This window comes from Streptomyces sp. NPDC086554, from assembly GCF_040686095.1.
Classification (GTDB): Bacteria; Actinomycetota; Actinomycetes; order Streptomycetales; family Streptomycetaceae; genus Streptomyces.
On sequence record NZ_JBFBJK010000016.1, the window covers coordinates 57,158 to 69,809 of the forward strand.

A 12,652-nucleotide genomic window follows, 5' to 3' on the forward strand; every position below is an offset into this window, starting at 1 on the left:
GGCACCGGGCAGGCCAGCCCGACGATCGTCGTCGAACAGATTTAGTCCGCCAGTCGGCGGGCGTCATCGGTGAGCCAGGCAGGGGCGATGACCTCGGCGTTTCCGTCAAGGGCAGCAGCCGCGCGAGTCAGAGCATCGGCGGCGGCCTGCCGAGCGGTCGGGAGGGCGCGGGCAGCCTCGGCCAGGGAGCGGGCCGCTTCCGCCTGGGCTGCTCCGGCGATCTGGAGAGCGGTCGAGGCGCGTTCGGCTGTGGTGGCGGCCTCCGTGAGGCGGTCGTCGCGCCAGTGCGCCCAGGCGAGGTTGAGCAAGCAGACGCCCTCGGCCCGGGGGTTCTCCATGAGCGAGGCTTCGTGGCGGGCTTCTTCGAGGGCCGAGGCCGCTTGCTCCGGGTCGTCGAGGGCCAGGAGAGCGATGCCTTGCGCGTTCAGTGCGTAGGCGATCGCCTCCTGACTGCCCGCGGCGCGGTAGGCGCGGGCCGTCTCGGCGCCCGCGTCGGCGGTCTCCTGCCAGCGGCCCAGCGTGAGCAGGGCGATGGTGCGCGCATTGCCCGCACGGGCGGCCGTGAGCGGATCGCCGCTCGCCTCGGCTATCGCGTGCAGCCGGTCAGCGCCGTCCAGCGCGCTCTCGCCGTCGCCGAGGTAGCTGTGGGCGAGGCTGAGGGAGAGCCTCGCGTGCACTTCGCGCTCGGTGTCACCGAGTTCGTGCGCCAGCTCGGCGGCGCGGGCGAGAGGTTCGACGGTGGCGCCCTGGTCGCCGAGTTGCCGGTGGGCATCTCCGAGGCCGAAGAGCGCGTTCTGCAGTGCGGGCCTGTCACCGAGGCGTTCGGCAAGGGCGGCCGCTTCGGTGAACAGCTGGGCCGCCTGTTCCATCGGTCCCGCGCTGAGCCGGGCGTGCCCGTAGGCGACGGTGTGCGCGAGACGCACCCGCTCGTCGCCGATGTGCCCGTCGACGGCGAGGTGCATCGAGACGGCGGCGAGCACCGAGCCGTGCCAGACGAGCCATTCGCTGATCTCGTTCAGCACCCGCGCGGCGCTGTCGTGGTCGCCCGCTTGCACGAGGTGGTCGAACTGCCGTCGGTGCGGTTCGATGTCCTCCAGCGTCCGCCATGTGCCGCGCGGCTTGGCCTGGCGCGCGTACCACGATGCGATCTGCCGTTGCACTGCCTGCCTCCTGAAAGGTCCGTGCCGCGGCATCCGTCCGTAAGCGATCTCCGCGTCCAGCGGGTGAAGGGCGAAGGTGCGGCGCGCCCGGTCCACGGACACCAGATGCACGCGGATGAGGGACATGAGGACGGGGATCACGGGCAGGTCCGGATCGAGTCCGTCCACGATCTCCACGACCACGCTCTGCTCGGCGGGGGTACGCAGCGCGGCGAGGACACCGAGGACGGCATGAGCCCGCTCGTCAAGGCGTCCGTAGCGGTCCTGGGCAAGTTCGGCTACGACGCTGTCGCGTTGGGTGAAGTCCTGCAGTACGTCCTGAAGGCTGGGCAACAGCACCGTGTCGTCGTCGGCCAGCACACCGACGAGGAGTTCCAGCGCGCGTGGGACGCCGTGGACACGGACCGCGGCGGCCAGCAGTTCCTCGTCGGACAGGTCGGCCATGCCGAGGCTGCCGTCCCGGTCGAGTTCGCGCAGCAGCGCCACCGCCTCGGCGGGGCCCAGGCCCTTGGAGAGTTTCACGTGCGCGGCGAAACGCCGCAGTTCGGGGGCGAGGCGCACCGGTACCTGGCTGGTGACGAGGAGACGTGGGGTGGCGGGAACCCTGAACAGCCAGTCGAGGAGGACCGCCAGCTCCTGGTCTGCGATGCTGCCGTCGTCGTGGAGCAGGTCCTCCAGATTGTCCATGAGGATGACGATCAGCCGGTCGCCCATGGCCGCGCGCAGTTCGTCGAGCCTGTCCTGCATCGTCCCGGCGGCGGCCCAGACCTTGTGCAGATTCGTTTCCTGCTCGGATCCGAGCAGACGGGCGCAGTCGAAGTAGAGGCGTTCCAGAGAGATCCCGGAGGTGCGGGTGGAGAGGTTGACCAGGCCGAACGGGAGTGGCCCTCCAGCGGGGCGAGGCCATTCGCCGCGGTCGAGGAGGTCCATGACCTTCGCGGCGAGCGCGCTCTTGCCGATGCCGCGCGGTCCGGTGATGGTCACCATGCGGGCAGCTGGATCGTTCAAGTGGCGTGCGATCTCGTCGCGTTCATGGGTGCGGTTCTTGAACAGCTCGATCCCGTGCGCCACGGGAACCCCGACCACCCGCACGCCACGCGCCCACGCCTCGCGCGATTCTCCGGGGACGGCGAGGGGCAGGGCCCCTGTGTCCGGGAGCGCAAGGAGACGGGCGAGTTCCGCGCGGTCTGCGGCGTCGCACGTCTGCAGCGCACGGTCGAGGCGGACCGCGGTGAGTCGGCCCGCACCCTCCGGGCGGTGGTGCTCGGCGACCACGCCGATGATCCGGTTGCCGGCCCACACCGCGGCACCGGACATGCCCGCCCACGGCGACGCGCCCGGATCGGGATCGGTTCCGGCCGGAGTCACGGTCATTTCCAGCGTGCCGGTACGCAGGTTGGAGAGTGCTGCCACGGTGCCGTCCGCCTGGTGCAGTTCGCGGAAGTACGCGCCGTCGGGGCTGCGGCGCTGCTTCCACAGCGGGAATCCGGCAGCGTGTACACCGATCACGCCGTGCCGGTCGTCAGCGATGCGCCCGAAACGGGCCCGTTCGATGACCGCGGATGCTGCTGGTGGTGGTACCACGGTCAGCACGGCGAGGTCGCTGCCCTCGTTCGCCCAGGCCACGGTCGCCGCAGCCGCCCACTCTCCGGGCCGGTCGGCGTCGCACCGCACGACAACCCCGGTCGCATCGGTGACCACATGGGCAGCCGTGAGGATCACACCAGCGGAGATCCGATAACCGGAGCCACGCCGCCTGCCGCTGCTGTTTTCGGCAATGATCTCGGCGATCCGGTGCGGGTCGAGCCCGGGCCCATCGGCCGGGGAATCGAGCCTCACCGAGCGCTCAAGAGACTCAGCAGGCTCAGCGCTCATGGGGCAGCTCGACACCCGAGATCAGCGCGGGCCGGTCGGGTGCGTCGCCGCGTACCGGCTGAAGGGTGAGCATGACCCGCTGGGTGGCCACCTGCGCGGACCGCGCGGAATGGTGGACGTCGAACACCCAGAACCTCACCTTGGCCCCCGGCTCCCGGCTCCGTTCCACGCCTACGGTGAGTTCGAGTTCGAGCTTCTCCGCCTGGAACCGGAGCCCTTCGCCTTCCCCGTCCGCCATGGCCCGGCTCAGCTCGCTCCGCAACTGGGCGATCATGTCCGCCAGTTCCACCGCGTCGTCCACTCTCGGCCCTCTCCTCGCCCGACACCAACCGACCATGCGCCCGCCGAGCATACCGACGGATGGTCAACTGCACGGCAGGCGGACCGACTTGCGTTCCCGCCGGCGTCTCAGGAACGGACTTTCGGTGCGTAGCGCAGCAGAACGACATCGTCGATGGGGCGTGCTTCAAGGAGTTTCATACGGGCTGTGGAACCACCGGGATACGGCGCCGGGGCCAGGAACGTCGGCGCGGCGGCCTCGCCCACCAGGAGCGGTGCAACGACGAAGTGGAGTTCATCGGCCAGGTTCTGCGCCAGGAGCTGGGTGTGGATCGTCCCGCCGCCTTCCACCAGGAGCCTTTCCACCCCACGCCGACCGAGTTCGTCAAGGAGGAGGGGCCAGTCGAGAGCGGGGCCGGTACTGACGATGCCGGCGACGGTACCCAGGATGCGACGGACCCGGGACACCGCGCCGTCCACCGTGAAGACCAGCTTCTCGCCCCCGCAGTGCCAGAACGCGCCCCTCGCGTCCAACTCGGCGGACCCGGTGACCGTGACCTTGAGCGGATGCTCCGGCTTGCCCGACGCAATGCGCCGGGCACGCCGTTCGGCGCTCGTCACCAGTAGCCGCGGGTTGTCCCTGCGCAAGGTGGTGGCACCGATCAGGATGGCGTCAGCCGCGGCTCGTTCACGGTCGACGCGGTCGAGGTCCCGGCGGTTGGAGAGCACGAGCCGCTCACGGGCGGTGTCATCCAGACGGCCGTCCACGGAGACAGCCGCCGACAGAAGTACGTACGGGCGAATGGCCATGGCCCGGGCGGTCAGAGCGCGCGCTGGTAGTCGGCCCACGCTATGTGTGATTCGTGGAGCCGCACGGTGAGCCCCGTCAGACCGCGGGCGCCGGGGCCCAGAGCGCCGTCATGTATGCGGGCGGCGAGACGGTCCGCGATGACCTTGGCCAGGAACTCCGTGGTGGTGTTGGTTCCGGCGAAGTCCGGGTCGTCGTCGAGGTTCTGGTAAGAGAGCGCTGCGACGATCCCGCGCACTTCCCTGGCGGCCAGGTCCATGTCGATGACCAGGTTGTCGGCGTCCAGCTCCGGACGCTGGAAGGCCGCGTCGACCAGGTACGTCGCTCCGTGCAGGCGCTGCGCGGGACCGAAGACCTCGCCACGGAGGCTATGGGCGATCATGAGGTGATCGCGGACGGTAACGGTGAACATGACTTCTCCGGAAGGGTGTTGACGACGGTGTCGGGGCAGGCGCAGCTCAGCATCAGTAAGGGCTGTATCGGATGCGGTGGCAGAGGCCGGGCAGCTTGCCCGTGGCGATCTCCGCCATGACTCGCGGGAGTTCGTCGAAATCAGACTCGCCAGTGATCAGCACATCGAAGATCGGGTCCCGCAGGAAGTCGAGCGCCAGGCTGAGCCGGTCGGCGGCCGTGTGCCGCCCGCGCCGTTCCGGCGGCACGGCGCCGACCTGGCTGCTGCGCAGCGACAGGCGCCGGGAGTGGAAGAACTCCCCCAGCGGCAGGGTCACCGACCGGTCCCCGTACCAGCTCAGATCGACCACGGAGCCCTCGGGAACGAGCAGTTCGAGGGAGCGACGGAGCCCGGCCTGAGTCGCGCTGGCATGAAAAACGAGATCGCAGTCATCTCTTGCCTGCGCGGGGTCGGCAAAGGCAACGCCGAGCACCGCGGCGACCTCCGCGCGGGCCGGATCGACGTCGACGAGCTGCACCCGGACACCGGGGAACCGGGCCAGGAGCGCGGCCACGCAGCAACCGACCAGGCCCGCGCCCACCACCGCGATCCGGTCGCCAATCCGCGGTGGCGCATCCCACAGCGCGTTGAGCGCGGTCTCGACGATGCCGGCCAGCACGGCGCGCTCCGGCGGTACCGCGTCGGGCACCGGCGTGAGAGCTCCGGCCGGGACCCGGAAACGGGTCTGGTGCGGGTACAGGCTGAACACGGTCCGGCCCACCAGCTCCGTCGGCCCAGCCTCTACCCGCCCGACATTGAGGTACCCGTACTTGACGGGTCCGGGGAAGTCGCCCTCCTGGAAGGGGGCGCGCATGGCCGCGTACTGGCTGGTCGGGACCCTGCCATGGAAAACCAGAGACTCCGTGCCACGGCTCACGCCCGAGAACAGGGTCCGAACTAGGGCCTCATCACCAGGCGGGCAGGCGGGCAGGCGGGCAGGCGGGCAGGCGGGCAGGCGGGCAGGCGGGCAGGCGGGCAGGCGGGCAGGCGGGCAGGCGGGGCTCGAGGTCAGAATCTCACCCCGCCCTGGGGACATAACCCAGAAGGAGCGTATGTGGCTCGGCACAGGTGGTCCTCTGCTAGTGGGGGCCCGCCTACTCCCCCGGAGTGGGGAATTCCTGCGATCCTAGACGATCAAGTTGCGGGCCCGGAGGGCGACTCAGAGCGCATCGGCATGCAGCAAGGAGACACACAAAGTCTGTCGTAGCGTTCCGGGGCTCGGTAATTTCGGGCAGACGAAGCGGTCGGAGGAGGGGATCGAGGGAACGTACGTACTTTGTCGCCCATACCAGCCACTCCTCGGCCGCGCTTCGCTCGGCACCGTCGGGCAGGACCGCGGTTCTCGCGGAGGCGGCGGCCAGGTAGTCGGCGAGGCGTGCGGCCTGCCGCCATGAACTTTCCTGCTGTTGCAGTGTTCTGACGCGGAATGCTTCGGCGTAATCGAGGCGGGCCTGACGCATTGCGGATTCCCACCGGTTGCGTTTGATCCGGCCCTGCTCCTCTTCCTCGGCCCGCTTCCGCTCAGCCGCCAACCCTCGTAGGCCCATTTCCTGCAGGATTTCGGGCAGTTGGTCTTCCAACGGGCGCTCTGCCGCATCTTTCCAAGTCGGCTGGCGGTGAGAGACTCCTCCGTTCAGCGCGATGGCCAGGCGGTCGGAGGGCGTGTAGTCGTACGCGGGGATTCTGACCCAGGACAGGTCGCCCCGCCCAGACTCCGGGAACGCGATCGCTGATGTTCCGTGCGGGCGAGTTGGACCTTGTGTCCGCGCTGCTCGGCTTCGGTCACGATGGCCTGCACAAGGCGCAACGCACGTTGCTGGACAGGTTTGCTCAGCCTCAAGGCAGGGTTGCCGTCTCTCAGCGCGGTGACGACGGCATGCGGCTTGCGGAGTGTCTGTGGGACAGGGATCGGGTCAAGGACGGCTCCGGGCCGACCAGTTCGGGGCACCAACTCCGTACTCCGGTTTGACCACAAGGATCCCTCCCGCCGCCAGGAGGTCCTCAACCAGCTGCTCCCCCAGAGTCCCCTTGCGCGGCTTGGGCGGCTTGGGCGCTGCACGTGGTGTGAGGGCGGTCCTCGCGTCAGTCTTGGCGGCAGAAGCCTTCTCGGGAGCGGGCACCGCCCGGCGTGCAGAGCCGGTGGCCGTCACCGGGGCGGAGCTGGAATTGGTCGTCCTCGCGGTGCTTGCCCGCACTGCCGGCAGCGTCGGATAGCGCCCGTTCTCCAGGTAGTGACGACCTGCAGGCGTGGCCTCGGCACTCGTCTTGTAGGTGAAGTCGTCCCAGCCCCCGGCAGGGCAACCTTGGACGATCCAGCGAAGGACTTGCGTCTGCCGCTCGTTGAGCGGAGCTTTGGCCATCGTCACCTTCTCGGATCCTGTTACGGGCAGCGGCCGAATGGCACCGGACTCGGGGGATTCAGCCGGGTGGTGTCATCCTGCGGAACACCTCGACGGGGATCTCGAACTGCGCCTCGATTTTCGCCGCATCTCGGTTCTTGCCTGCCTGGCGAAGCATGCCGACGGCCTGCTCGACGATTCCGCCGAGCCTGATGACCTCGGCCCGCAGGATGCGGAGTTCGGCGAATGACTCAGCGGCTTCCGCGCCGCACCACTGACGCACGAGGTCACGGGCGGGTTTGAACTCCCGGTCGACCGCGGCGCAGGTCTCGGCGCTGAAGTGATGCCCCTCCTGCTTGCCTCGCCCCGGAGTGTACGAGCCGTAGATCGCCTCCCGTTGCCCCACCGGCGAAGAACCCCGCACTCTCCCCCAGAGCCCCGGCGAACGCCTCTACGTCGTGCACGTACAAGACCCCGTCGTCGTGCCGCGAGTAGCCGATTTCCGCCAACTCTTCCCAAGGGCACGCTTCAAAGACGGCATCCACCGCACGTCGCTCAGGAGCGTCGCGTGCAGGCGTAGTCGCGGCCAGTTCGCTCCAGCGCCGTTCCTTCGCCAGCCACATGTCGGTCTGCTCCCACGGCACTCGTAGCTGCGAGAGCGGCACCCAAGCCTCCCGCCCTTCCTCAGTGCGCAACCCCTCAACACTCCACCGCACTCCATTCGAAACGTAAAACCACCTACATCCCCCACCCCCGTCGTCACCGGGGCCGTCGAGCGCGGCACGGTGCGGATCGGTGACCGGGTGGAGGTCCTGGGCGCGGAGACGGAGACCGTGGTCACCGGCCTCGAGACCTTCGGCAAGCCGATGGAGTCCGCGCAGGCGGGCGACAACGTGGCGCTGCTCCTTCGCGGTGTGCCACGCGACGCCGTACGACGCGGCCATGTCGTCGCGGCGCCGGGGACCGTCAGTCCAAGGCGTCGCTTCACCGCGCAGGTGTACGTCCTGTCGACGAAGGAGGGCGGCCGGTCGACGCCGATCGCGACCGGCTACCGGCCGCAGTTCTACCTCCGTACCGCGGACGTCGTCGGCGACGTCGACCTCGGCGATGCCGCCGTCGCCCGGCCCGGCGACACCGTCACCATGACCGTCGAGCTCGGCCGCGACGTGCCCCTGGAGACGGGCCTCGGCTTCGCGATCCGCGAGGGCGGCCGCACCGTGGGCGCGGGCACCGTGACCGAGGTCGGCTGACGGCAGCTGCCCGCCTCCCGCAGGGGATCCACCTCTGCGGGAGGCGGGCACAATGGAGCGGTGACTGAGGACGAACGCGCGGACGAGGCCATACCCGTCATCAGGGACGTGGATCACGGCACCGCCAAGCTGATGCCGGACGTGGACCGGCCGCGCGCCTGGCTGCTCACGGTCGACGGGGCGCCGCAGTCGTACGTCGATCTGGACGACCCCACGCATCTGGAGTTCGAGTACGCGCAGCGCCTCGCCCATGTCCTGGACACCGCGGCCGAGCTGGAGCACCCCCTCGACGTGCTGCACCTCGGCGGCGGCGCGCTCACCCTGCCCCGCTATGTCGCGGCCACCCGGCCCGGTTCACGCCAGGACGTGGTGGAGGCGGACCGCGGTCTTCTCGACCTGGTGGGGGAGCATCTGCCGGTGCCGGAAGGCTGCGGGATCGCCGTGCACGGGGATGACGCCCGCCGGTGGCTGGAAGCGGCGGCGTCCGACAGCGCCGACGTACTGGTCGCCGACGTGTTCGGCGGCTCGCGGGTGCCCGCCCATCTGACCTCCGTGGCCTACGCGCGGGCCGCGGAGCGGGTGCTGCGCACGGGCGGGATCTACGCGGCGAACCTCGCCGACGGTGCGCCGTTCACGTTCCTGCGCTCCCAACTGGCCGGGTTCGCCGAGGTGTTCGCGGAGCTCGCGCTGATCGCCGAACCGGGCGTGCTGCGCGGCCGCCGCTTCGGCAACGCGGTGCTCGTGGCCTCCCACGACACCATCGACGTCCAGGCGCTCGCCCGGCGGGCGGCGGCCGACGTCTTCCCGGCACGCGTCGAGCACGGGGACGCGCTGCGGCGGTTCATCGGCGACGCGCGGCCCGTGCGGGACGAGGACGCGGTGGCCTCACCCGAGCCGCCCGACGGTGCTTTCAGCATCGGCTGAGCGCGTGGCCGGGGGAGAGGCCGGGGGAGCGGCCGGGGAAGCAGCCACCTCCCTCGACGGCGTGCGCCGCGTCAGGTTCCGCACGTCGGGGACGAGCAGGACGAGCGCCGTCACCACGACCACAAGCGCCGCACAGCCCCACAGCGACGCCGAACGCCCGAAGGCGACCTCGGCGGGACCGGCGAGGGCCGTGGCGAGCGGGACCATCGCGATCGAGCCGAACCAGTCGTAGGCGGCCACGCGGGACAGCTTCTCCTCGGGGATCTCCTGATGCATCGTCGTCATCCAGGAGACGCCGAACACCTCGATCGCCACACCGCTGACGAACATCACCGCCGCCAGACCCCACACCGGCAGCGGCACGGCGAGCGCCGCCGAGGGCGCGGCGAGCGGAAAGACGCAGAGCGTGCCCGCGAGGAGCAGCCGGCGCGGCTTCCACCGCATCATCAGGATCGCGCCGCCGACCGTGCCCGCGCCGAACGCGCCGAGCGCCAGGCCCCAGGGTCCGGCGCCGCCCAGCTCGTCGCGGGCCACCAGCGGTCCGAACACCGCCTCGGCCGCGCCGACCACCGCCACCACGACGGAGAACTGCGCGACGATCGCCCAGAGCCAGGGCCGGCCGATGAACTCGCGCCAGCCCTCCCGCAGATCCGAGAGCAACCCGCCGCCCGGCTCGCGCGCCGGTATGTGACTCACGTCGAGGAACGACCGCATGGCTCCCGCGATCGCGAAGGCGACCGCGTCCACCGCGAGGACCCAGCCGGGCCCGAGCGCGGCCACCATCAGACCGCCGAGCGCGGCGCCGCCGAGTCCGGCGCCCTGCATCGCCATCCGGTACAACGCGAAGGCGCGGCTCGCCTGCTCTCCGCTGACCGTCGACATCAGCATGCCCTCGGCGGCCGGGCCGAAGAACGCCTGGCCGATGCCGCCGAGCCCGGTGAGCAGCATCATCGACCACAGCGGGGGAGCGCCGGAGACGACGAGGAACGCGAAGACGGCTTGCGAAAGGCAGTTGAGGGCGTTGGCCGCGACCATGACATGGTGGCGCGGCAGCCTGTCGGCGACGGCGCCGCCGATGAGCAGGAACAGCACGAGCGGCAGCGTGCGCGCCGCCGCCACCAGACCCACGTCCCCACCGTCCCCGCCCGAGTCGAGGACCGCGAACGCCGCCGCGATCAGGGCGCCGTGGCTGCCCAGGTTGGTGACGATCGCGGCGGCAGTCAGCAGGGTGTAGTTGCGGCCTGCCCAGGAGGGGCGGCGCGCGGCGGCGGGAGTGGTCACCTGGGGACTATCGCCGTCCGGAAGCCGACTTGCCAAACGGATTCAGCGTGGGAGCCGGTGGTTCAGGACTCCTCGGGGTCGCCGTGCAGCCGTACCGTCTTGAGGATCTTCTGCACCATCGCGTCGGGGACCTCGTCCTTCACGCCCTTGGCGCCGTACAGCGTCCACGCCACGTACTCACCCTCGGAGTTCTTGAAGGCGAACGTGGTGGCCTTGCCGTTCGAGTCGCACTTGTCCTGCTTGACGACGCCGGACGTCGTGGAGGTGGCGACACTGCCCTTGATGCCCGAGTCGGTGGTGAACGACTCGATCTTGCCGATCTTGATCTTCTTCCTGTCGGCCTTCTTCTGGTCCGTGTAGCCGCCGAAGACCCACCACGCGGAGTCGTTGCGCGCAACGTCCTCGGTGTTCTTGGCGCCATTTTGGCCCTTTGTGCCGACCGCAGCGAGGGACGTGTCGTCCGACTTGCCGTCCTTGTCGTCGTCGGACGTGCACCACTTCGCTTTGTAGATCGCGGGCGCCGACATGCTGATGAGGGGCTTTATGCCGTCGCCCGCGCTGTCTGCGAATCCGATGCTGGTATCAGGCGTCTCGATGGCCCAGTCGGCGGGAACGTCAAAGGCCGTGCCCCACTTGGGGTTCACCACGACCTGCCAGCCCTTGATCGTCGGCTTCGGGCCATTGCCCGTGCCGCGCTCGGTGCCGCCGTCATCGGTCGGGCTCGGCTTCTTCGACGTGGACTTGGAAGGAGACTTCTTCGGCTTCTTGTCCGCGACGTCGTCCTTGTCGCCGCCGAGGACCAGGAAGCCCGTGACACCGGCGGCCACCACGACGGCGAGCGCCGCGACGATCGCGGTGATCTTCGTCTTGTTCCCGTCCCCGCCCTGGCCGCCGCCCTGCTGGGGCGGCATCGGCGGCGGGGTGGGCGCGGCCCACTGCTGCGGCTGCTCGGGCTGCGAGTAGGCACCCGCTTGCGGCGGCTGCTGCTGATACCCGGGCTGCTGGTACGGGTTCGGTTGCTGGTACCCCGGCTGCTGGTACGGATTGGAATTCGGGTCCTGCGGGTTCTGCTCGCCCCCGGGCGGCTGCTGTCCTGGCCACATGGGCAGTAACCATAGAGGGGCTTGTGGCCTGATGTCATCGCTGCCCTCGCGGAGCGGCCGACACATCGGGTCACAAGCCCCGTTGGCGTACGAAACGGATCAGGACTCCGTCGGGTCGCCGGCCAGCCGCACCGTATTGAGGATCTTCATGATCGTCGCCTCCGGAATCTCCTCCTTGACGCCCTTGGCGCTGTAGAGATTCCAGGCGACGTACTCGCCCGCGGAGTTCTTGAAGCCGAAGGTGATCGCCTTGCCGTCGGAGGCGCACTTGCCCTTCTGGGGCGTGTTCTCCGAATGGGCACGGGCGAGGCTGCCCTTGATGCCCGTCTTCGTGGTGAAGGGCTCCGCCTTCTCGTCGAACTTGAGGCTCTTCTTGTCGGGCTGGGTGTAGCCGCCGAAGACCCACCAGGGCACCTGGTTCACGGCGACCTCGTCGGTGTTCTTCGCGCCGTTCGCCCCCTTGGTGCCGACGGCGCCGAGCGCGGTGTCGTCGGAGTTGCCGTCCCTGTCCTCGTCGTCCGAGCACCACTTCGACTTGTAGTACGCGGGCGCCGACATGGTGATGAGGGGCTTGCCCTTGTCGTCCTCGAAGGCGATCGCCGAGTCCGGCGACTGCACCTCCCAGTCGGCGGGGACGTCGAAGGCGGTGCCCCACTTGGGGTTCACCACGACCTGCCAGCCCTCGATCGTCGGCTTCGGGCCCTTGCCCGTGCCGCGCTCGGTGCCGCCGCCGTTCGCCGGGCCGCTGCCCGGCTTCTTCGACGCGGACTTCGAAGGGGACTTGGACGGCTTCGAGTCCGCCTCGTCGTCCTTGTCGCCGCCGAGGACCAGGAAGCCGGTGACGCCGGCGGCCACCACGACCCCGACGGCGGCGACGATCGCCACGACCTTGGTCTTGTTGCCGCCGTCACCGCCACCGCCACCGCCGGGCGGCGGCTGCGTGACACCCATCGGCGCCGTCGGCGCGCTCCACTGGCCCTGCTGCTGGCCCTGCTGCTGATACCCGGGCTGCTGATACGGGTTCGGCGCCTGGTACCCCGGCTGCTGGTACGGATTCTGGTTCTGCGGGTTCTGCTCGCCCCCGGGCGGCTGCTGTCCTGGCCACATGGCGGGCAACGATACGGGTCTTGACGCGCGGTCAGCACGGCAACCCCAGGTGAGAGGGGCTGTGGCGGGGTGGTT

The 12,652-nt window shown here is 69.9% G+C and carries 10 protein-coding genes and 1 pseudogene; 2 read left to right on the forward strand and 9 right to left on the reverse strand.

What is annotated here, in order from left to right:
* Positions 1–41: 41 nt before the first annotated feature.
* From AB0O76_RS25820 to AB0O76_RS25845, 6 genes are all read right to left on the reverse strand, one after another.
* Complete coding sequence (locus AB0O76_RS25820; RefSeq protein ID WP_365495789.1) at positions 42–3,035, reverse strand: trypsin-like peptidase domain-containing protein; 2,994 nt, start codon at positions 3,033–3,035, stop codon at positions 42–44.
* A complete protein-coding gene (locus AB0O76_RS25825; protein WP_365495790.1) occupies positions 3,025–3,336 on the reverse strand; it encodes a trypco2 family protein in 312 nt (103 codons plus the stop codon). Before AB0O76_RS25825 ends, AB0O76_RS25820 begins: the two co-directional genes overlap by 11 nt.
* A 107-nt stretch (positions 3,337–3,443) precedes the next feature.
* Positions 3,444–4,124, reverse strand: a complete 681-nt coding sequence (locus AB0O76_RS25830) for a dihydrofolate reductase family protein (RefSeq protein WP_365495791.1) — start codon at positions 4,122–4,124, stop codon at positions 3,444–3,446.
* A gap of 11 nt (positions 4,125–4,135) precedes the next feature.
* Positions 4,136–4,534, reverse strand: coding sequence for a 6-carboxytetrahydropterin synthase (locus AB0O76_RS25835; RefSeq protein ID WP_360771578.1), 399 nt, complete (start codon positions 4,532–4,534; stop codon positions 4,136–4,138).
* A 52-nt stretch (positions 4,535–4,586) separates the two neighbouring features.
* Positions 4,587–5,609, reverse strand: a complete 1,023-nt coding sequence (locus AB0O76_RS25840) for a dehydrogenase (protein WP_365495793.1) — start codon at positions 5,607–5,609, stop codon at positions 4,587–4,589.
* 1,382 nt (positions 5,610–6,991) lie between these two features.
* Positions 6,992–7,318, reverse strand: a complete 327-nt coding sequence (locus AB0O76_RS25845) for a hypothetical protein (RefSeq protein WP_365495795.1) — start codon at positions 7,316–7,318, stop codon at positions 6,992–6,994.
* Between the two features lie 349 nt (positions 7,319–7,667).
* On the opposite strand from AB0O76_RS25845, the pseudogene AB0O76_RS25850 reads away from it, so the two are divergent.
* Positions 7,668–8,162: pseudogene (locus AB0O76_RS25850) on the forward strand (EF-Tu/IF-2/RF-3 family GTPase); the annotation flags it as partial.
* Between the two features lie 132 nt (positions 8,163–8,294).
* Positions 8,295–9,086, forward strand: a complete 792-nt coding sequence (locus tag AB0O76_RS25855) for a fused MFS/spermidine synthase (RefSeq protein WP_365495973.1) — start codon at positions 8,295–8,297, stop codon at positions 9,084–9,086.
* Here AB0O76_RS25855 and AB0O76_RS25860 read toward each other — a convergent pair.
* The 3 genes from AB0O76_RS25860 to AB0O76_RS25870 form a co-directional block, all read right to left on the reverse strand.
* The gene (locus AB0O76_RS25860) at positions 9,048–10,367 is read right to left on the reverse strand and encodes an MFS transporter (RefSeq protein WP_365495797.1); all 1,320 of its coding nucleotides are present in this window, start codon (positions 10,365–10,367) and stop codon (positions 9,048–9,050) included. The two genes, AB0O76_RS25855 and AB0O76_RS25860, sit on opposite strands and share 39 nt — an antisense overlap.
* A 62-nt stretch (positions 10,368–10,429) precedes the next feature.
* A complete protein-coding gene (locus AB0O76_RS25865) occupies positions 10,430–11,470 on the reverse strand; it encodes a hypothetical protein (protein WP_365495799.1) in 1,041 nt (346 codons plus the stop codon).
* Between the two features lie 99 nt (positions 11,471–11,569).
* Positions 11,570–12,577 (reverse strand): hypothetical protein, encoded by a 1,008-nt coding sequence (locus tag AB0O76_RS25870; protein ID WP_365495801.1) that lies wholly within the window; start codon positions 12,575–12,577, stop codon positions 11,570–11,572.
* Between the last annotated feature and the right edge of the window lie 75 nt (positions 12,578–12,652).

Coding starts and splice junctions, on each gene's coding strand:
- AB0O76_RS25820 (WP_365495789.1), bottom strand. CDS start 3,035: ATGAGCGCTGAGCCTGCTGAGTCTCTTGAGCGCTCGGTGAGGCTCGAT.
- AB0O76_RS25830 (WP_365495791.1), bottom strand. CDS start 4,124: ATGGCCATTCGCCCGTACGTACTTCTGTCGGCGGCTGTCTCCGTGGAC.
- AB0O76_RS25835 (WP_360771578.1), bottom strand. CDS start 4,534: ATGTTCACCGTTACCGTCCGCGATCACCTCATGATCGCCCATAGCCTC.
- AB0O76_RS25840 (WP_365495793.1), bottom strand. CDS start 5,609: ATGTCCCCAGGGCGGGGTGAGATTCTGACCTCGAGCCCCGCCTGCCCG.
- AB0O76_RS25855 (WP_365495973.1), top strand. CDS start 8,295: ATGCCGGACGTGGACCGGCCGCGCGCCTGGCTGCTCACGGTCGACGGG.
- AB0O76_RS25865 (WP_365495799.1), bottom strand. CDS start 11,470: ATGTGGCCAGGACAGCAGCCGCCCGGGGGCGAGCAGAACCCGCAGGAC.
- AB0O76_RS25870 (WP_365495801.1), bottom strand. CDS start 12,577: ATGTGGCCAGGACAGCAGCCGCCCGGGGGCGAGCAGAACCCGCAGAAC.